At 70.3% G+C, this 22,234-nt stretch carries 21 protein-coding genes; 11 read left to right on the top strand and 10 right to left on the bottom strand.

Annotated elements, in window-relative coordinates; translation table 11 throughout:
* From HUT10_RS32520 to HUT10_RS32505, 4 genes are all read right to left on the bottom strand, one after another.
* Positions 1-981, bottom strand: coding sequence for an ABC transporter permease (locus HUT10_RS32520; protein WP_176174680.1), 981 nt, complete (start codon positions 979-981; stop codon positions 1-3).
* Entirely contained in the window at positions 978-2,060 is a 1,083-nt protein-coding gene (locus tag HUT10_RS32515) for an ABC transporter ATP-binding protein (protein ID WP_176174679.1), read from the bottom strand. Before HUT10_RS32515 ends, HUT10_RS32520 begins: the two co-directional genes overlap by 4 nt.
* A gap of 17 nt (positions 2,061-2,077) precedes the next feature.
* Positions 2,078-3,748 (bottom strand): ABC transporter substrate-binding protein, encoded by a 1,671-nt coding sequence (locus HUT10_RS32510; protein ID WP_176174678.1) that lies wholly within the window; start codon positions 3,746-3,748, stop codon positions 2,078-2,080.
* A 206-nt stretch (positions 3,749-3,954) separates the two neighbouring features.
* Complete coding sequence (locus tag HUT10_RS32505; protein WP_176174677.1) at positions 3,955-5,142, bottom strand: ROK family transcriptional regulator; 1,188 nt, start codon at positions 5,140-5,142, stop codon at positions 3,955-3,957.
* 132 nt (positions 5,143-5,274) lie between these two features.
* On the opposite strand from HUT10_RS32505, the gene HUT10_RS32500 reads away from it, so the two are divergent.
* The 5 genes from HUT10_RS32500 to HUT10_RS32480 all read left to right on the top strand — a co-directional run bounded on the left by HUT10_RS32500 (position 5,275) and on the right by HUT10_RS32480 (position 12,744).
* The gene (locus HUT10_RS32500; RefSeq protein WP_176174676.1) at positions 5,275-6,510 is read left to right on the top strand and encodes an ROK family transcriptional regulator; all 1,236 of its coding nucleotides are present in this window, start codon (positions 5,275-5,277) and stop codon (positions 6,508-6,510) included.
* A gap of 686 nt (positions 6,511-7,196) precedes the next feature.
* A complete protein-coding gene (locus HUT10_RS32495) occupies positions 7,197-8,408 on the top strand; it encodes a glycoside hydrolase family 16 protein (protein ID WP_176174675.1) in 1,212 nt (403 codons plus the stop codon).
* Between the two features lie 54 nt (positions 8,409-8,462).
* The gene (locus HUT10_RS32490) at positions 8,463-9,530 is read left to right on the top strand and encodes a ricin-type beta-trefoil lectin domain protein (protein WP_254897110.1); all 1,068 of its coding nucleotides are present in this window, start codon (positions 8,463-8,465) and stop codon (positions 9,528-9,530) included.
* Complete coding sequence (locus HUT10_RS32485) at positions 9,527-11,386, top strand: ricin-type beta-trefoil lectin domain protein (RefSeq protein WP_176174674.1); 1,860 nt, start codon at positions 9,527-9,529, stop codon at positions 11,384-11,386. The genes HUT10_RS32490 and HUT10_RS32485 overlap by 4 nt, the downstream gene beginning before the upstream one ends.
* Positions 11,383-12,744: a chitinase gene (locus HUT10_RS32480; RefSeq protein WP_176174673.1), complete on the top strand. Its 1,362-nt coding sequence runs from the start codon at positions 11,383-11,385 to the stop codon at positions 12,742-12,744. Before HUT10_RS32485 ends, HUT10_RS32480 begins: the two co-directional genes overlap by 4 nt.
* Before the next feature lie 213 nt (positions 12,745-12,957).
* On the opposite strand, the gene HUT10_RS32475 is transcribed toward HUT10_RS32480, so the two are convergent.
* Positions 12,958-13,683, bottom strand: coding sequence for a GntR family transcriptional regulator (locus HUT10_RS32475; RefSeq protein ID WP_176174672.1), 726 nt, complete (start codon positions 13,681-13,683; stop codon positions 12,958-12,960).
* 117 nt (positions 13,684-13,800) lie between these two features.
* Between HUT10_RS32475 and HUT10_RS32470 the strand changes: the two genes are divergently transcribed.
* Genes HUT10_RS32470 through HUT10_RS32450 form a run of 5 tightly spaced genes read left to right on the top strand, consistent with a single transcriptional unit; the run spans position 13,801 to position 18,041 of the window.
* Positions 13,801-15,045, top strand: coding sequence for an MFS transporter (locus HUT10_RS32470; protein WP_176174671.1), 1,245 nt, complete (start codon positions 13,801-13,803; stop codon positions 15,043-15,045).
* Positions 15,046-15,054: 9 nt separating this feature from the next.
* Entirely contained in the window at positions 15,055-15,849 is a 795-nt protein-coding gene (locus HUT10_RS32465; RefSeq protein WP_176174670.1) for a putative hydro-lyase, read from the top strand.
* Position 15,850: 1 nt separating this feature from the next.
* Positions 15,851-16,600 carry a LamB/YcsF family protein gene (locus HUT10_RS32460; RefSeq protein WP_217709655.1) on the top strand — a complete coding sequence of 250 codons (750 nt, stop codon included), beginning with the start codon at positions 15,851-15,853 and terminating at the stop codon, positions 16,598-16,600.
* Positions 16,597-17,208: an allophanate hydrolase subunit 1 gene (locus HUT10_RS32455; RefSeq protein ID WP_176174669.1), complete on the top strand. Its 612-nt coding sequence runs from the start codon at positions 16,597-16,599 to the stop codon at positions 17,206-17,208. The genes HUT10_RS32460 and HUT10_RS32455 overlap by 4 nt, the downstream gene beginning before the upstream one ends.
* Positions 17,205-18,041 carry a biotin-dependent carboxyltransferase family protein gene (locus tag HUT10_RS32450; RefSeq protein ID WP_176174668.1) on the top strand — a complete coding sequence of 279 codons (837 nt, stop codon included), beginning with the start codon at positions 17,205-17,207 and terminating at the stop codon, positions 18,039-18,041. Before HUT10_RS32455 ends, HUT10_RS32450 begins: the two co-directional genes overlap by 4 nt.
* A gap of 11 nt (positions 18,042-18,052) precedes the next feature.
* On the opposite strand, the gene HUT10_RS32445 is transcribed toward HUT10_RS32450, so the two are convergent.
* Positions 18,053-18,292 (bottom strand): hypothetical protein, encoded by a 240-nt coding sequence (locus HUT10_RS32445; RefSeq protein WP_176174667.1) that lies wholly within the window; start codon positions 18,290-18,292, stop codon positions 18,053-18,055.
* A 160-nt stretch (positions 18,293-18,452) separates the two neighbouring features.
* Between HUT10_RS32445 and HUT10_RS32440 the strand changes: the two genes are divergently transcribed.
* Entirely contained in the window at positions 18,453-19,031 is a 579-nt protein-coding gene (locus tag HUT10_RS32440) for a helix-turn-helix transcriptional regulator (RefSeq protein WP_176174666.1), read from the top strand.
* Here HUT10_RS32440 and HUT10_RS32435 read toward each other — a convergent pair.
* The 4 genes from HUT10_RS32435 to HUT10_RS32420 all read right to left on the bottom strand — a co-directional run bounded on the left by HUT10_RS32435 (position 19,028) and on the right by HUT10_RS32420 (position 22,206).
* Positions 19,028-19,654, bottom strand: a complete 627-nt coding sequence (locus tag HUT10_RS32435; RefSeq protein ID WP_176174665.1) for an alpha-ketoglutarate-dependent dioxygenase AlkB — start codon at positions 19,652-19,654, stop codon at positions 19,028-19,030. The genes HUT10_RS32440 and HUT10_RS32435 overlap by 4 nt on opposite strands.
* A gap of 248 nt (positions 19,655-19,902) precedes the next feature.
* Positions 19,903-20,961: an alcohol dehydrogenase catalytic domain-containing protein gene (locus HUT10_RS32430; RefSeq protein ID WP_176174664.1), complete on the bottom strand. Its 1,059-nt coding sequence runs from the start codon at positions 20,959-20,961 to the stop codon at positions 19,903-19,905.
* A gap of 20 nt (positions 20,962-20,981) precedes the next feature.
* Positions 20,982-21,314: a transcriptional regulator gene (locus tag HUT10_RS32425; protein WP_167384931.1), complete on the bottom strand. Its 333-nt coding sequence runs from the start codon at positions 21,312-21,314 to the stop codon at positions 20,982-20,984.
* Positions 21,315-21,387: 73 nt separating this feature from the next.
* Positions 21,388-22,206 carry an LLM class flavin-dependent oxidoreductase gene (locus HUT10_RS32420; RefSeq protein WP_176174663.1) on the bottom strand — a complete coding sequence of 273 codons (819 nt, stop codon included), beginning with the start codon at positions 22,204-22,206 and terminating at the stop codon, positions 21,388-21,390.
* Positions 22,207-22,234 lie beyond the last annotated feature (28 nt).

The following is a 22,234-nucleotide window of genomic DNA, read 5'->3' as shown; positions in this document are numbered from 1 at the left end:
TCAGCCCTCCTTCCGGGTGCGCGGGTCGAGTGCGAGGTAGGCGACGTCGGCGAGCAGGTTCGCCACCAGCACCGAGAGCGTGATGATCAGGAAGATGCCCTGCATCAGCGGGTAGTCCTGGGAGCCGACGGCCTGGAACAGCTGGTAGCCGACGCCGGGGTAGGAGAAGACGATCTCCACCAGCAGCGTGCCGCCGACGATGAAGCCCAGCGCCAGCGCGAAGCCGGACACGCTGGGCAGCAGCGCGTTGCGGGCGGCGTACCCGACCATCACCCGGCGTTCCGGCAGGCCCTTGGCGTGCGCGACGGTCACGTAGTCCTCCGACGCGACCGTGACCATCATGTTCCGCATGCCGAGGATCCAGCTGCCCATCGAGCTGATCAGGATGGTCAGCGCGGGCAGCAGGCTGTGCTGGATCGCGCTGCCGATGAACGACGGGTCCCACCCGGGCACCGTGCCCGGGTCGTAGCCGCCGGACGACGGGAAGAAGCTGCCCGGGCCGGCCAGCAGCGTCAGCGCGATCAGGCCGAGCCAGAAGTACGGGATCGACGACAGGAACGTCGTCACCGGCAGCAGGCCGTCGACCCACGAGCCGCGCTTCCAGCCGGCCACCACGCCGAGCCCGGTGCCGATCGCGAACCCGACGACCGTGGTGATGCCGACCAGGATGATCGTCCACGGCAGGCTGTCGGTCAGCAGGTCGGACACCGGCGTCGGGAAGAACGTGAACGAGATCCCGAGGTCGCCGCGGAAGAGCTGGCCCCAGTAGTCGAAATACTGGGAGAGCACGCTCTGGTTCTTGTCCAGTCCGAACAGGACGTACAGCGACTCGATCGCGTCCGCGCTGATCATGCCCTGGTTCTTGGCGATCAGCGACTGCACCGGGTCGCCGGGGATCAGCCGCGGGATGAAGAAGTTGATGGTGACGGCGGCCCACGCGGTGAAGACGTAGAAGCCGAACCGTTGCAGCAGGTACCTCATCGGGCGGCCCCGTCGTACAGCCAGCAGGCGGCCCAGTGCCCCGGCGCGTCGCCGACGTCGAACCGCGGCGGCAGCTCGGTCTCGCACCGGGCCATCGCCACCGGGCAGCGCGGGTGGAAGCGGCAGCCCGCCGGCGGGTCGATCAGGCTCGGCGGTTCACCGGACCCGCGCTCGGCCGGCGCCTCCGCGGGGTCGCCGCCGCCCGCGATCCGGTCCGGGTCGGGTGCGGATTCGATGAGCAGCCGGGTGTACGGGTGCGCCGGCCGCTGCGTGATGGTCTCGCTGTCGCCGCCTTCGACCATCCGGCCCGCGTACATCACCATCGTCTCGTCGGCGAAGTAGCGCGCGGACGCGATGTCGTGCGTGATGTACAGGATCGCCAGGTGGAGGCGTTCCTTCAGGTCCCGCAACAGGTTCAGCACGCCGAGCCGGATGGAGACGTCCAACATGGACACCGGCTCGTCGGCCAGCAGCGCCTCCGGGTCGGCGCCGAGCGCCCGCGCGATCGCGACGCGCTGGCGCTGCCCGCCGGACAGCTCGTGCGGGAACTTGTCGATGTAGCGCTCGGGCGGCGTCAGCTGGACGCGGGAGAGCAGCTCGTGCAGCGCCTTCTCCAGGTCGTCGCCCGCCCGGCCGTGGATCTTCAGCGCCCGCGTCAGGTGGTAGCGCACGGTGTGCACCGGGTTCAGGGACGCGAACGGGTCCTGGAAGATCATCTGGACCCGGCGGGCGTAGGCGCGGAACGCCCTGCCGCGCTTGACGTCCACCGTCTCGCCGTGCAGCCGGATGTCGCCGCCGGTGCGCGGGTAGAGCCCCGCGAGCAGGCGCGCGACCGTCGACTTGCCCGAACCGGACTCGCCGACCAGCGCGGTGACGCGGCCGCGGCGGAGCGTCAGGGTGACGTCGTCGACGGCCTGGATGCTGCGCCGGGGACCGGTCAGCGCGGCCCGGCTTTTGCGGCGCACCGGACTGCGTCTGATAAAGAAGTGTTTGGTGAGGCCCGCGGCCTCGAGGACCACGGGGAGGTCCCCCTCCGACCCGACGGCGACGGGGTCGGAGGGGGACTGCTCGGTCGTCACTGCTGAATCCGCCATCGTCAGGCCGCGGGCTTGAGGTGCAGGACGATGTCGAGCGCGTTGCGCAGCGTCGGCTGGGCCGGCGCGTACGGGTTGGCGTCGTCCGGCCAGCCGACCCAGTTCTTCGTGCTGTACTCGCCGCCGGAGTTGGCCGCCGAGGTCGGGATCATCGGCTGCTGCTCGATCATGATCTTCTGCAGCGTGGCCATCGCGGCGGTGCGGGCGGCGTCGTCCTCGGCGTTGGCGTAGGTCTCGAGCGCCTTGGTCGCCTCGTCGTTCTTGAAGCGGCCGTAGTTGCCGTTGATGCCACCCTGGCCGGTCGGCTTGTAGCGGTTGCCGTCCATGACGTCGCGGTACATGTCGTACGGCGTCTGCCCGTCGTTGGTCCAGTGCATCAGGCCCTCGAAGTCACCGGTGTCGACCGACTTCATCCAGGCGTCCTGGTTCATCTTCTCGACCGTGGCGGTGATGCCGATCTGCGCCAGGTTGTCCTTGATGATCTCCAGGTCGGTGACGTAGTCCGACCAGCCGGACGGGACGGTGAGCTTGATGGCGACCGGCTTGCCGCTCGGGTCGGCCAGCTTGTCGCCGTTGAACTTGTAGCCCGCGCCGGTCAGCAGCGACTTCGCGCCCGCGACGTCGAGCTGCACCGACTGGCCCTTGTACTGCGGCGCGATGAACGGGTCGCCCGCCGGCGTCGGAATGCCGGTGACCTGGTCGTTCTTCGGGTAGAAGTAGCCGGCCTCACCCTGGTTGAAGATGTCGTCGCGGTTGATCACCTTGTTGATCGCCTGGCGCAGCTTCGCGTCGTTCCACGGCGCCTTCTCGGTGTTGAACCACAGGCCGTGGACGGCCAGCTGCGCGGGGAACCACAGCTTGTAGTGCTGCGGGTCCTTGTTGGTGTAGACGGCCTTGTAGTTCGGGATGAACACGAAGCTCCACTCGGAAGCCCCGTTGACCAGCGCGCTGACCTGCGCGTTGTTGTCGGTGTAGGAGGTGTAGCGGATCTCCTTGACCTTCGGCGCTTCCTGCCAGTAGCCGCTGTCGCGCCGCACGACGATCATCGTCTGCGGGGTGGCCGACTTGAGCGTGTACGGGCCGGTGCCGATCGGGTTCTTCACCAGGTCGAGCGCCGGGTCCTTGACGTCCTTCCAGACGTGCTTCGGCACGACGAGCGTCTGCAGGATCTTGACCTGGTTGACGAACTGCGAGTTGTCGAAGCCCAGGGTGACCTGGTTGCCGGCCGCGGTGATGTCCTTGTACGGGACGGCGTCGACGTTCAGCGCCTTGTTGTCGCGCAGCAGCTGGAACGTGTAGGCGACGTCCTCGGCGGTCATCGGCTGGCCGTCGGAGAACTTGACGCCGTCACGGACGGTCAGGACCAGCTTCCTGTAGTTGTCCGTCCAGTCCCACTTGGTGGCCAGCCACGGCTTCGCCGGGTCCTGGGGCTTGACGCGGTTGTGCATGGCCAGGGGCTCGTAGATCATCCACCGGTAGCCCATGTTCGACAGGGCGGAGGTCTCCAGGAACGGGTTGTTGTTCTCCGCCTGCGGGCCGTCCGGCTTGCCGACGGTGAGCACGGCGTCCGGGTTGCTCTGGGCGGCGTTGGAACTGCCGCCCGAGCACGCCGTGAGCCCGCTCAGTGCGGTGATGGCTATGAGCGCTGCGACGACGGAGCGCTTGACTCGCATCGGTTCCTCCTGGTCATCGACGACTTGCGTGCTGTCGACTGGTAGCGAGCCCCGACCGCCGGCGACCGAACGACGTCCCGAAGTCAACCCGGGTGACTCGGGTCACGTCAATAACACGGCGGTAACATTTTGTGCCTAAGTTTAAGTACTGAAAGAACGCGCGGTCTGGACCAAACGATCGAACTAGGCCTTGCCGCGCAAGGGTTTCAGGCCGTGCGGCCGCCGTTCGCCAGCAGCTGCGCGATCGGCAGGGTGGCCGCGCCGAGCGCGACCGCCTCGGGCCCCAGCCTGCCGAGGACGACCTCGGTGCGCTCGGCGAGGTAGTCCAGGGCGTGCCGGCCGACGGCGTCCCGGACGGCCGGGAGGATCGCCTGCCCCATGATCGCCCCGGCCGAGCCGGAAAGCACCACCCGATCGGGGCTGAGCAGGTTGATCAGGTTGGCGATGCCGATGCCCAGGTACTCGCCGGTCTCGGCGAGCACGTCGGCCGCCGGGCCGCCGCCGGCCGCCTCCTCGACGATCCGGGCCAACTCGCCGTCGCTTTCGTCCCCGATGACCGGTTCCTTGCCGACGCGGACGGCGTAGTGGCGGACGACCGCCTCGGTGCCGACGTAGGCCTCCAGGCAGCCGTGCGAGCCGCACCGGCAGGCCGCGCCGGCCGCCTTGACGACGGTGTGGCCCCACTCGCTGGTGGTGATGCCGGGGTGCGAGCGCCCGGCCGTCGCGACGGCGGCCCCGACCCCGACCCCGAGGAGGGCGACGATGGCGCGTTCGGCGCCCCGGCCGGCGCCGCGCCAGGCCTCGGCCTGCCCGAGCGTGCGCGCGCGGTTGTCGAGGTGCAGCGGCGCCTCGATGTGCGGGTGGATCAGCTCGGCGAAGTTCACGCCGCGCCAGCCGAGGGTGGGCGCGTGCACGATGCCGCCGTCGCGGACCGCCCCCGGCACGCCGATGCCGACGCCGAACACCGCGTCCGGATCGCCGTCTTCGAGCACTTCGGCGATGCCCGTGCGCACCAGGCCGGCCACTTCGTCCGGGTCGAGCCGGGTGCCGACGAGCGGGTGGCGCACGGTCCCGAGGGTGCCGAGCGCGCAGTCGAACAGGCCGACTTCGACGTGCGTCTCGCTGACGTCGACGCCCACGACGTGCCCGAAGTCCGGCCGGACGGCCAGCAGCGTCCGCGGCCGCCCGCCGTCCGATTCGACCGATCCGGCCTCGGCGACGACCCCGTCCGCGATCAGCTCGGAGACGACGTTGGTAACGGTGGCGGCCGACAGTCCCGATTCAGCTACCAGTTCCAGTCTGCTGATGGGACCGCGGAGGTAGAGCGAGGAGAGCAGTGCCGCGCGGTTGTGCCGCCTGAGGTCACGGGTCGTCTGGCGCACCACCTGGGTCACCGGGAGGATTCTGCCAGACCTCGGCCCGGTCACCATGGGTTCGGGACTTAGTTCACCACTTAATACATAGCCACAACTTACGGTGATCAGGCATCCTGTCAGAGAGCCGGTAAGAGTTCAGATGGGTTGCCCATGGCGAGCAAGCGCACCACCGTCCGCGATCTGCGGAGGCACAACCGATCCCTGCTGCTGTCGAAACTGTACTTCGACGGCCCGCTGTCGAGGCACGAACTCAGCCAGCTCACCGGATTGAGTGCCGCCACCGTGAGCAACGTGACCGCCGAACTGGGTGAAGAACGCCTGATCACGGAAGCCGGCCAGGTCGAGTCGGACGGCGGCCGGCCCCGGGTGCTGCTGCGCGTGGACCCGGCGTACGGGCACGTCGCGGGCGTCGACATCGGCGAGACGGGCGTCAAGGTCGAGCTGTTCGACCTGGCGATGAACCGCCTGGCGACGGTCGAGCACCCGCTCCCGAAGGCCCCCGACCCGGCGACGGCGGTCGAGCAGGTGACGTCCGGGCTGCGCGAGGTGTTCGCGAGCGCGGGCATCGACGAGTCGGGCGTGCTGGGCGTCGGCATCGGCGTGCCGGGCACGGTCGAGCAGGGCGCGCGGGTGCTGGTCCACGCCCCGACGGTCGGCTGGGACGGGGTGCCGTTCGCCTCGCTGCTCCTCGACGCGGGGGTCGGGTTGCCGCTGTTCATCGACAACGGCGCGAAGACGCAGGGCCAGGCGGAGATGTGGTTCGGCGCGGGCCGCGGGGCGCGCCACGCGGTGATAGCGCTGATCGGCTCGGGCGTCGGAGCGGCGGTGGTGACGGACGGGACGACGTACCGAGGCTCGACGAGCAGCGCGGGCGAGTGGGGCCACACGACGATCGCGTACGGCGGTCAGGAGTGCCGCTGCGGTTCGCGCGGATGCCTGGAGGCGTACATCGGCGCGGGCGCGGTCCTGGCCCGCTACCGGCGGGCGCGCGGGAAGGACATCACGGGCGAGGACGAGCAGGCCCGCTTCTCGGCGCTGTTGTCGGCGGCCCCGAAGTCCAAGACGGCGGCCCGCGTCCTCGACGAGACGGCGGGCTATCTGGGCGCGGGCATCGCAAACTTGATCAACTTGTTCAACCCGGAGCGCATCGTGATCGGCGGCTGGGCAGGGCTGGCACTGGGCGAGCAGCTCCTGCCGAGAATCCGCGAGGCGGCGGGCGAGCACGCGCTGCGCCACCCGTTCAGCCAGACATCGATCCAGCTGGGGTCCTTGGGCCTGGACGCGGTGGCAACGGGCGCAGCAACGTTACCGGTGGCGGACCTCCTGGAGCAGGGAGCAACGTCAAGGTTGGCCAAGCCGCAAGCCCCGAACTCCGACGCGGCATAACACCGAAACCGGACACACGGCGGCGCAAGCCGCCCACCAACCACCCACCCAACGGGCACCGAACCCGAAACCCGGAACCGACGAGGACCCAGACCTCCCCCGCACCCCGATCCGAAGCCCCAACACGGCCGGCGGCGCCGGGTCAAGGCATCTTTCCCGCCTTGACGCGGCGCCGCCGGCCGTAGTCACAATCGGGCTTCGGGGTGCCGGAGGAACACAGCAGAACCGCCACCCGAGTCCGGAAGACAACCCAGCGCGAGCCAAAGCGCCGCACAGCCCGGAAGACCACCGAACGCGGGTCAAAGCCACCGCGGTCCGGAAGAGCACCCGAAGCCACCGCCCGGTCCGGGAGCCCACCCGAAGCGGGCCGAAGCAACCATGCCCCGCTGACCGGGAACCACCCCCACCAGCACCGCAGCCCACACCCCACCTCCCACACACCCTTAATTCGGGTTGAAAAAAAATGACCACCCAACGGTTGCCCGGCTTGTCTGGACCATGCATACTTTGTTGCCAGGCACAACAAAGCGCCCGCCGTTGCTCGCCGAGTCCGACCCCGCCCAGGACAGCGAGCGCCGGCTGATCGGTCGCGCCTGCCGCCGCCCCGGCATGCGAGGCCAACCCCCTCCCCGCGTTCCGTGCTGCGCGCGGAACGCCGTCCCCCCACGGTGAGAGAGGCGACAACGATGTCCACCTCCAAAAAGAAGCGCTGGGCGGCACTCTTCGCCGCCTGCTCGCTGCTCCTGCTCGGGCAGCAAGCCCTCACGATGGCCCCGGCGGAAGCGGCCGCCACCTTCACCGACGACTTCAACGGCCCCGCGGGGTCCGCCGTCGACGGGTCGAAGTGGCAGCTCGAAACCGGCGACAACGTCAACAACCACGAACGGCAGTACTACACCTCCGGCACCAACAACGCCCAGCTCGACGGGCAGGGCCACCTCGTCATCACCGCCAAGAAGGAAAACCCCGGCAACTACAACTGCTGGTACGGCCGCTGCGAGTACACCTCGGCCCGGCTCAACACCGCCGGCAAGTTCAGCCAGGCCTACGGCCACTTCGAAACCCGCATGAAACTCCCGCGCGGCCAGGGCATGTGGCCCGCTTTCTGGATGCTCGGCGGCGGGAACTGGCCCACCGACGGCGAGATCGACGTCATGGAGAACGTCGGCTTCGAACCGAACACCGTGCACGGCACCATCCACGGCCCCGGCTACTCCGGTTCCGGCGGCATCGGCGCGGCCTACAACGGCCCGAACTTCTCCGACGACTTCCACACCTACGCTGTCGACTGGGCGCCCAACCAGATCAAGTGGTACGTCGACGGCAACCTCTACCAGACGCGCACCCCGGCGGACCTCAACGGCAACCGCTGGGTCTACGACCACAACTTCTTCATCATCCTCAACCTCGCCGTCGGCGGGTACTGGCCCGGCGACCCCAACAGCAGCACGCAGTTCCCGCAGCAGCTGATCGTCGACTACGTGCACGTGACCAACTCCTCCAGCCAGGGCGGCGGCCGGACCGGCACCATCACCGGCATCGGCGGCAAGTGCGTCGACGTCGCCGGCGCGAACGCCGCCAACGGCACGCCGATCCAGATCACCGACTGCAACGGCAACGCCGCGCAGAGCTGGACCGTCGGCACCGACGGCACCATCCGCGCCCTCGGCAAGTGCATGGACGTCTCCGGCGCGGGCACCGCGGACGGGACAGCCGTGCAGCTCTACGACTGCAACGGCACCGGCGCCCAGCAGTGGGTCGTGACCGGCGCCAAGGACATCGTCAACCCCAACGCGAACAAGTGCCTCGACGCCACCGGAAACTCCAGTGCGAACGGCACCCGCCTGCAGATCTGGACCTGCGGCGGCACCGCCAACCAGAAGTGGACCACTCCCTGATCGCCCGGGCCGGGAGCGCGTAGCTCCCGGCCCGCTCCCCAAGGAGAACTACCAGTGCGGCGAATCCTCGTCGCGCTAATGGGCTGTGCCCTGTTAGCGCTTTCCTTCCTCACGACCGGCTCCGCGCAGGCGGCGGTGAACGCCGGTCCGTCGGCGAGCCAGCTGCTCGCCAAAACCCAATCCTGCCAACAGATCTCGAACGGGAAGTATTCCTTCGACGAAGGCGGCGCGGCCACCGTACCCGTCTGCCAGGCGAACGGTGCGGTGTTCTTCACGGCCGACATGGACATCGACTGCGACGGCGTCCGCACCACGCAGTGCAACGAGAACACCGACTGCTGCTTCTACCCCGACACCGCGTTCCACACCTCGACCGACCAGCCGCTCAACGCGGCGCAGCTGCCGTACATCGTGCTCCCGCAGCCGACGTCCACTTGGGACTACCGCAACTACGGCATCGACGGCGGATCGGTCGTCGCGGTGATCTACAACAACCAGGTCACCTACGCCGTGGTCGGTGACACCGGCCCGACGAGCATCATCGGTGAAGCGTCCTACGCCACCGCCGTCAGCCTCGGCATCAACCCCGACCCGAAGAACGGCGGCACCGAGGGTCCGGTGACGTACATCGTGTTCCCGAACACGCACGTCAACCCGATCGAGAACCACGCCAACGCGGTCAGCCTCGGCGAGCAGGTCGCGACGCAGTTCGCCGGCGGCACGACACCGCCGCCCACACAGAACGCCGGTGCGATCACCGGTATCGGCGGCAAGTGCGTCGACGTCGCCGGGGCCAGCAACGCCAACGGCGCCGCCGTCCAGCTCTACGACTGCAACGGCACCAGCGCTCAACAGTGGACGGTCAATTCGGACGGTTCCGTCCGCGCGCTCGGCAAGTGCCTCGACGTCACCAGCGCGGGCACCGCGAACGGCACGCAGATCCAGCTCTGGGACTGCAACGGCTCGGGCGCCCAGAAGTGGACCGCCAACGCGGCGAAGAACCTCGTGAACGCCGGCTCGGGCAAGTGCCTCGACGCGACCGGCAACTCCAGCGCCAACGGGACCCGGCTCCAGATCTGGACCTGCGGGTCCGGCGCGAACCAGAAGTGGACTCTGCCATGAGAAAGCGTTCTCTCCTCGCGGCGACAGCCGCCGTGGCGCTCACCGCGGCCACCTTCGCCGTCCCCGCGCAAGCCGCGGGCGAAACGGTCAACGTCTGGCTCACCACGACCAGCGACTCCGGCGGCCGGACCGTCACGCGCGGCCTCCAGCAGCAGACGCCGGTGACGTTCGCCGCCGGCACCGGCAGCGGCGGCGTGACCATCAACGTCAACGAAAACACGACCTACCAGCAGTTCGAAGGCGGCGGGGCGTCTTTCACGGACACCGCGGCGTGGCTGCTGAACTCCAGCGGCGCGCTGTCACAGGCCACCCGCGACGACACCATGCGCAAGCTGTTCGACCCGAACAGCGGCATCGGGCTGAGCTTCATCCGCAACCCGCTCGGCGCGTCCGACCTGGCCCGCTACAGCTACACCTTCGACGACATGCCGGCCGGCCAGACCGACCCGAACCTGACGCACTTCTCGATCGCCCACGACCAGGCCGACGTGCTGCCGCTGACCAAGCAGGCCAAGCAGCTCAACCCGCAGGCCAAGGTGATGGCGTCGCCGTGGAGCGCGCCGCCGTGGATGAAGGACAACGACAGCTACCTGCTGGGCTGGGTCGAATCGCAGTACTACCCGGCCTACGCGCAGTACTTCGTCAAGTACCTGCAGGCCTACCGGGACGCCGGTGTGCCGATCGACTACGTCTCGATGCAGAACGAGCCGACGTGCTGCTCGAGCTACCCGTCGACCAACTGGAACGGCGCAGGCCTCGCGTACTTCGCGAAGAACAACCTGCTGCCCGCGCTCCAGAACGCGGGTCTGTCCACAAAGGTCCTGGCCCTCGACTGGAACTGGGACACCTACGCCTCCTACGGCGCGCCCACCCTGGACGACGCGGCCATCCGCAACCACCCGAACTTCGGTGGCGTGGCCTGGCACGGCTACGGCGGCGACATCGCGCAGCAGACGACCACGCACAACCAGTACCCGAACGTCAACGCCTACTCGACCGAGCACTCCGGTGGCACCTGGATCTCGAACCAGCAGGCCGAGGACATGAACAACATCGTGGACTACACCCGGAACTGGTCGAAGAGCTTCGTCAAGTGGAGCCTCGGCGTCGACCAGAACATGGGCCCGCACAACGGCGGCTGCGGTACCTGCACCGGCCTGATCACCGTCCACAACGGAGACTCGCGCAGCGGGCAGGTCGACTACACCGTCGAGTACTACACGATGGGTCACCTGACGAAGTTCGTGAAGCCGGGCGCGTACCGGATCGACTCGAACGACAACTCGACCGTCCGCAACGTCGCCTGGAAGAACCCGGACGGCTCGAAGGCCCTGATCGCGTACAACTCGAGCACGGGCAACCAGAGCGTGCGCGTCAACTGGGGCAACTCGTCGTTCAACTACACGCTGCCCGGCCACACCTCGGCGACGTTCACCTGGAACGGCACCCAGGGCAACGGCGGCACCACCGGCAAGACCGGCCCGATCACCGGTGTCGGCGGGAAGTGCATCGACGTGGCCGGGGCCAGTAGCACCAACGGCACCGCGGTCCAGCTCTACGACTGCAACGGCTCGAGCGCCCAGCAGTGGACCGTCGGCACCGACGGCACGATCCGCGCGCTGGGCAAGTGCCTCGACGTCACCGGACAGTCCACGGCGGACGGTGCGCAGCTGCAGCTCTGGGACTGCGGCGGGACGGCCAACCAGAGGTGGGCCGCGAACGCGGCCAAGGACCTCGTCGGCGCCGGCTCGAACAAGTGCGTCGACGCGACCGGCAACTCCAGCGCCAACGGCACCCGGCTGCAGATCTGGACCTGCACCGGCGCCGCCAACCAGAAGTGGAACGTGCCCGCATGAAGAAACTCGCAGCATTCGGTGCTCTCGTAGCAGCGGCATCGGCGCTGGTGCTCGCCCCCGGCGTCGCGCAGGCGGCGACCGGGCCCATCACCGGCATCGCCGGCAAGTGCGTCGACGTCAACGCGGCGAGCACCGCCAACGGCACGGCGATCCAGCTGTACGACTGCAACGGCACGAACGCCCAGCAGTGGACGGTCGGCTCCGACGGATCCCTGCAGGCGCTGGGCAAGTGCCTGGACGTCACGAGTGCGGGCACCGCGAACGGCACCACGGTCCAGCTCTGGGACTGCAACGGCTCGGGCGCCCAGAAGTGGACCGCCAACTCGGCGAAGAACCTGGTCAACGCCGGGTCCGGCAAGTGCCTCGACGCCACCGGCAACTCCAGCGCCAACGGGACGCGGCTGCAGATCTGGACGTGCGCGAGCACGGCCAACCAGCAGTGGACGCTGCCCAGCGGCGGCACCACCCCGCCGCCCGGGCCCGGGGTGATGGCCGTGGCGCCGTACCTCTACAACGGCTGGGGCGACCCGCCCAACCCGGCGACGATCCAGAACGCCACCGGCGTCAAGTGGTTCACGCTGGCGTTCATCCTGTCCAACGGCTACTGCAACCCGCAGTGGGACGGCGGCCGCGCGCTCACCGGCGGCGTCGACCAGAACACGATCAACACCGTCCGCGCGGGCGGCGGCGACGTCATCCCGTCGTTCGGCGGCTACTCCGGCAACAAGCTGGAGTCCTCCTGCGGCAGCGCGGGCGAGCTGGCGGCCGGGTACCAGAAGGTGATCAACGCCTACGGCCTCAAGGCGATCGACATCGACATCGAGGCCGACGCCTACAGCAACCCGACGGTGCAGCAGCGCACGGTCGACGCGCTGAAGACGGTCCGCGCGAACAACCCGGGCATCAAGATCTACGTCACCTTCGGCACCGGCCAGTCCGGACCGGACAACAGCCTGGTCAACCGGGCGGCGCAGGCCGGGCTCACGGTCGACGGCTGGGTCATCATGCCGTTCGACTTCGGTGGCGCGGGCCAGAACATGGGCACGTTGACGCAGCGGGCGGCCGAGGGCCTCAAGAACGTCGTCAAGAGCGCGTACGGCTACGACGACGACACGGCCTACCGGCACATGGGCATCTCGTCGATGAACGGCATCACCGACAACAGCGAGACGGTCACGCTCGACGACTTCACCACGATCCTGGGCTACGCGAACTCCCACCACCTGGCCCGGTTGACGTTCTGGTCGGCGAACCGCGACCGCCCCTGCCCCGGCGGCTACCCGAACAACGACACCTGTTCCGGTGTTTCCCAGCAGGCGTGGGACTTCACCAGGATCTTCGCCCGCTACGCCGGCTGACCCCGGCACCAGGAAGGCCCGGCCGGGTTCCGGCCGGGCCTTCGTGCGGTCGGGCTGCCGGGCCGCGGCCCTGGGGAAGCGGCGACCCGGCAGCGAGGGGCTCCGCCTGCCGCTGGGGGTCTCCGGCGGCGGAACCGCCACCGAGGTTATCGACCGCGTGTACCCCGCGGCGGGTGCTCGGACCGTCCGGACGCCAACCGTGCCCGAACTGACCTACTCCGCCGCCGCGCTGGCCGCCCGGGCCGCCTCGGCACGGTCGGCGTACGCGCCCACCAGCTGTTCTTCGGCGTCTTCGAGGTACTTCAGCAGCAGCTGCTCCGCGCCCGCGCCGTCGCCGGCCTCGATGCGGTCGAGGATTTCGTGGTTGCGCGGCAGGTAGCGCTCGTGGAAGCGCCGCGGCTCGGCCATGATGTGGAACACCAGCCGCAGCTCGGCGGTCAGCCGCCCGACCAGCTCGTTGACCCGCTCGCTGCCGGACAGCGCGGCGAGCTCCTGGTGGAACCAGACGTTCGCGGTACCGAGGTCCTTCCAGTTGCCGCTGCGCGCGGCCTCGTCGCCGATGTCGACCTTCTCCTTGATCCGCGCGAAGGACGCCGGCTTGGCCGTGACCCCGCGGACCGCCGCGCACTCGATGATCTTGCGCACCCGGTAGATGTCGGTGACGTCTTCGACGCTCGGGATGCGGACGAAGACCCCGCGGTTGAGCTCGTGCGCCAGCAGCCGCTCGTGCGTGAGCAGCCGGAACGCTTCGCGGAGGGTGTTGCGGGAGACCCCGAGCGCGTTGCCGATGTCCTGCTCCGAGAGCCGCCCGCCGGGGAGGAAGAAGCCCTCCGCGATGCGCTTGCGGAGGACGCCGGCGACCCGCTCGGCCGTGCTCTTGCGCGTGACCAGGCCGCGGTCGGCTTCGAGGCCCGTGACGACGCTGTCTTCGATGACCACGAGGACAAGGCTACCCGCCACTCGGGGGACGATCCAATTGGCATCTTGTGGAATTGTTCAACAATCCCTACCGTGTGAGGCACGCCACGATGAGAGACACTGGCCAGGAGGTGCCCCATGACTGCCACAACCGCAACCGAGGCCCGGCCGTTCGACTGGTTCCGCACACTCGGGAAACGTGGCCGCCGCGCCTTCCTGGGCGCGTTCGGCGGGTACGGCCTGGACTCGTTCGACTACCAGACCCTGCCGCTCGGCCTGGCCGCGATCACCGCCTACTTCGGCATTTCGAGCGGTGAAGCCGGCCTGCTCGGCACGACGACGCTGGTCGTGTCGGCCGTCGGCGGCGTCGGCGCCGGCATGCTGGCCGACCGGATCGGCCGCGTCCGGACGCTGCAGATCACCATCGCGATGTACACGATCTTCACCGTGCTCTGCGGCTTCGCGCCGAACTTCGAGACGCTGCTGGTCTTCCGCGCGCTGCAGGGCCTCGGCTTCGGCGGCGAGTGGGCGGCCGGTGCGGCTCTGGTCGCCGAGTACTCGCAGGCGAAGTACCGCGGCCGGACCGTGGCCTTCGTGCAGAGCGCGTGGGCGGTCGGCTGGGGCCTGTCGGTGATCGTCTACACCGTCGTGTTCAGCGTCGCGAGCGACGACGTCGCCTGGCGGATCATGTTCTGGACCGGCGTCATCCCGGCGCTGCTCGTGCTGTGGGTCCGCAAGAGCGTCCAGGACGCGCCGCGCGCCGAGGAGCGGCTGAAGGCCGAGCGCCCGAAGGGGACGCTCAAGCAGATCTTCAAGGCCGATCTCCTGCGGACGACGTTCTTCGCCGCGCTGCTGGCCACCGGCGTCCAGGGCGGGTACTACACGATCTCGACGTGGCTGCCGTCCTACCTGAAGAAGACGCGCGAGCTGACCGTGATCGGCACCGGCGGCTACCTCGCGTTCCTCATCACCGGCGCCTTCGTCGGGTACGTCTGCGGCGGCTACCTGACCGACCTGCTGGGGCGCAAGAAGACCTTTCTGACGTTCGCACTGCTGTCGGCCGCGCTGATCGTCGCGTACACGCAGATCCCCAAGGGGGCCAACGGCCTCGTGCTGGTGCTCGGCTTCCCGCTCGGCTTCTCGATGTCCGCGATCTTCAGCGGCTTCGGCGCGTTCCTCGCCGAGCTGTACCCGACCGCGCTGCGCGGCACCGGGCAGGGCTTCACGTACAACTTCGGCCGCGCGGTCGGGGCGATCTTCCCGACCGTCGTGGGCTTCCTCGGCGCCGGTGGCGCGATCGTGTTCGGCGCGCTCGGGTACGGCATCGCGGTGCTGGCCCTGCTCGGGCTGCCGGAAACCCGCGGTATCGAACTCGTGGACTGAGGGGGCGAAATGACGACCTTCGACGAACCGGCCACCTACACCCCGGCGCAAGCGCGGGCGGCGTTCCGCACCGGCACCGCCCACCCGACGACGGGCTGGGCCAGCGGTTTCACCCAGACCAACCTGATCGCCGTACCCGAGGACTGGGCTTACGACGTCCTGCTGTTCTGCACCCGCAACCCGCAGGCGTGCCCGCTGCTCGACGTCACCGACCCCGGTGACCCGGCCACCAAGCTCGCCGAGGGCGCGGACCTGCGCACCGACCTGCCGCGCTACCGGATCTGGCAGAACGGCGTCCTGGCCGGCGAGGTGTCGGACGCGACCGGTCTGTGGCGCAGCGACATGGTCGCCTTCTCCATCGGCTGCAGCTTCACGTTCGAGACGGCGCTGGCCGCCGAGGGCGTCCCGCTGCGGCACGTCGACCAGGGCCGCAACGTCGCGATGTACGTGACGAACCGGCAGTGCGAGCCCGCCGGGCGGCTGTTCGGCCCGATGGTGGTGTCGATGCGGCAGATCCCGGAGGACCGGGTCGCCGACGCGATCCGGATCACCCGCGCGATGCCCGCCGTGCACGGCGGCCCGGTGCACGTCGGCGATCCGGGTGCGCTGGGCATCACGGACCTGTCCCGGCCGGACTTCGGCGATCCGGTGGCCGCCGAGCCCGGCGACGTCCCGGTGTTCTGGGCCTGCGGGGTCACGCCGCAGGCCGCGCTGATGGCGTCCCGGCCCCCCTTTGCGATCACCCACGCACCGGGGTACATGTTCATAACCGATCGGTACGACAGCGAATACCGGGTGGGCTGAAATGGACCTGAACAGCGACCTCGGCGAGGGCTTCGGCGCCTGGAAGATGGGCGACGACGAAGCCATGCTCGACATCGTGACCAGCGCGAACATCGCGTGCGGCTTCCACGCCGGCGATCCGTCGGTGATGCGGCGGGTGTGCGAGCTGGCGGCCGCGCGCGGCGTCGCGATCGGGGCGCACGTCGGCTACCGCGACCTGGCCGGCTTCGGCAGGCGCGCGCTCGACATCGCACCCGAGCAGCTGGCGGACGAAGTGCTCTACCAGATCGGCGCGCTCGACGCGTTCGCGCGCGCGGCCGGCAGCCGCGTGTCGTACGTGAAGCCGCACGGCGCGCTGTACAACACCGCGGCGGTGGACGTCGAGCAGGCGGCGGCGATCGTCGAGGGCCTCCGCCGGTACGACCCCGAGCTGGCGCTGCTCTGCCTGCCCGACTCGGAGATGCAGCGCGAGGCGGAGCAGGCCGGCGTCGTCGCGTACGCGGAGGCGTTCGCGGACCGGGCCTACACCGCGAGCGGCAAGCTCGTCCCCCGCGGGCAGCCGGGCGCGGTCCTGCACGACGCCGACCTGGTGGCCGAGCGCGCGGTCGGCATGGCGACCGGCGGCGTCGTGACGGAGAGCGGCGAGAAGCTGGAGCTGCGCCCGGACTCCCTGTGCGTGCACGGGGACACCCCGGGTGCGGTCGAGCTGGCCCGGCGGATCGAGGCCGCGCTGAGCGGAGCGGGCGTCCAGCTGGGCGCGTTCACCGGATGACCGTCCGGTTGCTGCCCAGCGGGCGGCGCGCGGTGCTGGTCGAAACCACCGACGTGCTGGGGTTGCAGGCCGCGTTGACGCAGGCGCCGCCCGACGGCGTGGTCGAGCTCGTCCCGGCCGCGCGGACCCTGCTGGTCCGGTTCGACCCCGCGGTGACGAACGCGGACCGGCTGGGTGCGCTGCTGCGTCGGGTGTCCCCTGTGGACAGTGCGCCGACCGGCGCCGGCGAGGTGGTGATCCCGGTGGTGTACGACGGCGAGGACCTGGCGGACGTCGCCGCGGAGACGGGGCTGAGCGTGGCTTCGCTGGTCGCGCGGCACACGGCGGGTGCGTACGTCTCGGCGTTCTGCGGCTTTGCGCCGGGGTTCGCCTACCTGACCGGCTCGGATCCCGCGCTGCACGTGTCCCGCCGGTCGTCGCCGCGCACCCGCATCCCCGCGGGATCGGTGGCGATCGCCGGCGAGTACAGCGCGGTCTACCCGAGCGCGTCCCCCGGCGGCTGGCGGTTGCTGGGCCGGACGGACGTGCCGGTGTGGGACGTCGAGCGCGACCCGCCGAACCTGCTGCCACCGGGTACTCGCGTGCGGTTCGAGGCGGTGCGGCCGTGAAGCTCGAAGTCGTCCGGCCCGGGTTCGCCACGACGGTGCAGGACCTCGGCCGCCCGGGCCACGCGGCCCTCGGCGTCGGCCGGTCCGGCGCGGCCGACCGCGGGTCGTTCCGGCTGGCCAACCGGCTGGTCGGGAATCCTCCCGGAGCCGCCGCGCTGGAGGTGACGCTCGGCGGGCTGGTGCTGCGCGCGTCGAGCGTGACGACGGTGGCGGTCACCGGCGCCGCCTGCCCGCTCTCGAAGGGCGGCCTCGACGGGCCGATCACGCTGTGGCCCGGGGAGGAGCTGTCGCTGGGCACGGCGGTGTCGGGCCTGCGGTGTTACGTCGCGGTGCGCGGCGGCATCGACGTGGCGCCGGTGCTCGGCTCCCGGGCCACGGACACGCTCGGGAAGCTGGGGCCGCCCCCGGTGACGGCCGGGATGCTGCTGCCGATCGGCCCGGCGCCACGGGAGTTCCCCGCGGTGGACCTCGCGCCGCGGGCGCCGCTGCCGCCGGAACCGGTGTTGCGCGTGACGCCGGGCCCGCGGCGCGACTGGTTCACCGCGCCGGACGCGCTGCTGTCCACTGTGTACACGGTGTCACCGGACTCCGACCGCGTCGGCATCCGGTTCACCGGCCCGGCGCTGGCCCGCGCCCGCCACGACGAGCTGCCGTCGGAAGCGTGCGTGCCGGGATCGCTGCAGGTGCCGCCGTCGGGCCGGCCGATCCTGTTCCACGCCGACCACCCGACGACCGGCGGGTACCCGGTGATCGCCGTCGTCGAGGAAGAGGACCTCGACCTGGCCGCCCAGCTGCGGCCCGGCCAGACCGTGCGCTTCCATCCCGCGTCGTGAGTGGCAGGCGGTCAGCCCCGCCTGCCACTCACGGCCACCAGCCAGGCGACGTTCGTGACCGCGATCGCGAGCCACGCCGCCCAGGCCGCGCCCGGGACCAGCCAGGTGGTGGCGACCCCCAGTGCCACCGTCACCACCACGGGCCACGCGCGCCGCGGCCGCGGTGCGCCTCGCTCGGCGAGGTAGGCGTCCAGGGCCTCGGCGACCTGGTCGTCGATCTCGTCGCGCAGCCGCGCGTCCAGCTCAGACATGCGCCGGCACCGGCCGCGGCGCGGCGACCGACAGGCAGGCCAGCAGGCACAGCCCCGCGGCCCGGAAGAGCTTTTTCATGCGAACCCCCGAGTTCTCTCCCGACCCAAGGTAGCGATTGCAGAGATCCTTTGCAAACAATCTCTGTAGTAGCCTGGCGGCATGGTCGAACGTCCCGAGAAGCGCGTCCTGACCGGCGCGGACCTCAAGGCCTTCTACAAGGCACTCGCCAACCCGGTGCGCCGGGACATCCTCAGCTACCTGGGCAAACACGGCGAAGCGAACTCGACGAGCGTCGCGAAGGCCCTCGGCGAGAGCACCGGGACGACCAGCTACCACCTCCGCAAGCTGGCCGACCTGGAGCTGATCGAGGAGCTCACCGACCGCGGCGACGGCCGCGAGCGCTGGTGGAAGTCACGCTCGAAGGACATCTACACCCCACCCGGCCTCGAGCTGGCGCCGGACGAGCGCGAGGCGATGCTCAAGCTGGGCGCGCTCAAGCTGAGCCACGACCTGGGCCTGGTCACGCGGGCGTACGCCGGGTACGAGACTTCGGAGGGCTGGAACCAGATCCACCGCGCCGGGCTGCATCTGACGAAGGAACAGGTCACCTCGTTCGTCGAGGAGTACCAGAACCTGGTGTGGAAGTACGCGACCGAGCCGGGGCAGCACCCGGCGGGTTCACGGGCGGTGGCCGTGCGGTTCATCGTGGTGCCCGACGAGGAGTCCACTGAGGACTAGAAGCCGGACACCCGTAGCGTGATGTTCAGCCGCCCGTTCAGGCCCAGTGCCGGGTCCGCCGTGCCCGGCAGCGTCTTCGGCACGCCGTGGTAGGCGAGCCGGGACTCCCCACCGAACACGAACACGTCGCCCGAGCGCAGCTCGACGTCGGTGTACGGCCGGCCGCGGGTTTCGGTGTTGCCGAAGCGGAACACGCAGGCGTCACCGAGGCTGAACGACACCACCGGCTCCAGGCTGCGCTCGTCCTTGTCCTGGTGCAGCCCCATTTTCGCGGTGGCGTCGTAGAAGTTGACCAGCGCGATGTCCGGCGCGTACGACTCGGCAGGCTCGCCGTACGCGGCCGCCAGCGCCCGACGGCCGAGGTCGCCGAGCCAGTCCGGGAACGGCAGCACCGGCTTGCCATCGCCGGTGGTGCGCGAGTAGCCGTACGCGTACCAGTGCCAGCCGAGGCAGACCGACTTCACCGACATCACGCCGCCGTTGGGCAGCCGCGTGTGGCGGTAGCCGGACCAGCCGCGGCAGGCGGCGACCAGGTCACGCTGCTCGTCGAAACCGAGCCAGTCGGGCAGGTGCACGGCTCCGGGCGCCAGTTCGGCGCGCGGGCGCGGCAGGAGGGCGTCCATCACCTCGATTGTGCCGGAGACTTCCGCCGGGCACGTTCGGTGATCGTCGAGGGCACGACCCGGTGGCCACGGAACGTGACCCCGGCGGCGGTGAACAGCCGCAGGGCCCGCCCCAACGGACCAACGGGACGGTCCTGCGGCCGCGTCCCCTCGCCCTGGGCCACCATGGAATAGACGTTCCCACACCTGAATGTCACAAGCCAGCGTGGATCAGCTACGAACGGGTCTCTTGACCGCGGCGCGGCCGATCAGTCACCGAAGGTGACGACGGTGACGCCCGCCTGCGCCGGGACGGGGTCGTTCATCGCCGCGAGCGCGGCCGGGACGTCGTCGAGGCCGATGCGCCGTCCGATCAGCGCGGCCAGGTCGATGCCCGCCGTCTCGACCACGCGCAGCAGCTCCGGGTACTCGTGCGCCTGCAGGCCGTGGATGCCGACCAGCTCCAGCTCGCCGCCGATGACGCGGTGCATCGGGATCGGCGCGATGCCCTGCGCGGGTGGCATCAGCCCGGCCTGGACGTGCCGGCCGCGCTTGCGGAGGCTGCCGACCGACGCCGCGCAGGTCGACGGCGAGCCGAGGCAGTCGAGCGAGACGTGCGTGCCGCCGCCGGTCAGCTCGCGGACGTGTTCGGCGACGGCTTCCGGGCCGTCGAACGCCGAGGAATCGACGGTGACCGCGGCCCCCGACTTCGCGGCGAGCTGCAGCGCCGCGGTCGAGACGTCGACCGCGACGACTCTCGCGCCCGCCGCCACGGCCAGCAGCACCGCGGAGACCCCCACGCCGCCGCAGCCGTACACCGAAACCCACTGGCCCGCGGTGACCCGCCCCTGCCGCAGCACCGCGCGGAACGCCGTGCCGAACCGGCAGCCCAGCGCCGCGGCCTCGGCGGCGCCGAGCGAGTCCGGCAGCGCGACCAGGTTCGTCTCGGCGTGCTCGATGGCGACGCGCTCGGCGAAGGACCCCCAGTGCGTGGCGCCGGGCTGGAACTCGCGGTCGCAGATCTGCTGGTCGCCGCGGGCGCACTGGGCGCAGCTGCCGCACGCGCAGACGAAGGGCACGGTGACGCGCGCGCCGAGTTCCCAGCCGCGGACGCCGTCGCCGAGCGCGACGATCCGGCCGGCGAGCTCGTGCCCGGCGACGTGCGGCAGCGTGACGGCGGTGTCGTGCCCCTGCCAGGTGTGCCAGTCGCTGCGGCAGACGCCGGTGGCGTCGACCTCGATCACCGCACCGCCCGGCGCGGCCACCGGCTCGGGCACGTCTCGCACGACGGGCGGGACGCAGAACTCCTCCATGACGACAGCTCGCATACCGCGAGCCTAGCCGTCGCTCAATTGAGCGCGTGGAACCTCGTTCTGGCCCGCGGCGGGCCGAGCAGCTTGCTGAGCGAGCCGTCGGGCACGTTCAGGATGTCCTCGAGATTCCGCAACGCCTCCAACGATTCCGGCCGCTCGGGACGGCACCGCCCGGACTGCCAGTGGCTGAGGGTGGCCAGGCTGACCGTGGTTCCCCTGCCGCGCAAGCGATAGCGGATCCGCTCGAGGCCGAGGCCGCGGGCCCGGATCGCCGCCCGCAGGGCCACGTCGAACGGTCCGGCTGCCAGCAGCCGGCTCAGCTCCGCCTGTTCCCCCCGGTCGATGGTGCGTGTTCGCTGACCGGTCATCACAACGCTCCGAACCACTTCCGTTTACAGAACATTGGAGCGTAGGCGCAGCTTCCCAAGATCGGAAGGGCCCTCACCCACCTGCCTTGCGGGTCTCGTCGGCGATCGCGGCGAACGGTTCCGCGTAGCCGGAGTTGATCGTGACGTAGGAAATCCCCCACCGTTCCCGCCACCGGAGAAGGGTTTCCGCCGCCGCACCGGGATCCTCGGGCAGCACGGTGACGGCCCCGCCCGCGGCGAGCTCGGGCACGTCGACCCCCGCCCACCTCGCGATCCCCGGCGACGGCGCGGTCCCGACGGCCATCAGGTTCAGGCCGAGCTCGATCCCGGGGAGCCGTTCCCCGGCCAGTTCTCGGAATCGATCCACAATGGACTGCGCCTCGGTTTCGGTGGTTTTCGGCATCCAGGAGAACGTGACGGTGTCGGCTTCTTGCGCGGCGAGCGCCAGCATTTTCGGCCCCCCGGCGGCGAGCATCAACGGCGGCCGATCGGGTGTTCGCTTCAGGTGCGCGATGGTGGCGGCCATCCGTGTGATGCGCTCACCCGGTGAGGGAAACTCCCGCCCGAGGCTCTTCGCGTGTTCGCCCGCCCCGGGCCGCCCGACGCCGAGCCCGAGCTCGAACCGCCCGCGCGTCTGCCGGTGCAGGGTCTGCACCTGCCAGTCGAGCGCTTCCGCGCTGCGGAAGGGGTCGGCGAGCACGAAGGTGCCGACGGTGAGATCGATGGTGACCGCGGCGGCCGCCCCCAGCAGCACGAAGGGATCGGCGGCACCGACGGGATCGGTGGCGAGCAGGGTGTCGAAGCCGAGCTTCTCGACCCGTTCGGCTTGGGCGGTCCAGGAGGTCAGGTCGGGCGCATAACCGGCGACGACGCCGAAGCGGAAGGGTTTCATGGGGTGATGGTCGCGGGGCGGAGGTGGT

It is taken from the genome of Amycolatopsis sp. Hca4 (assembly GCF_013364075.1).
Lineage (GTDB): Bacteria > Actinomycetota > Actinomycetes > Mycobacteriales > Pseudonocardiaceae > Amycolatopsis.
The sequence above is the reverse complement of the archived record's forward strand: the minus strand, read 5'-3'. Positions and strand labels throughout refer to the sequence as shown.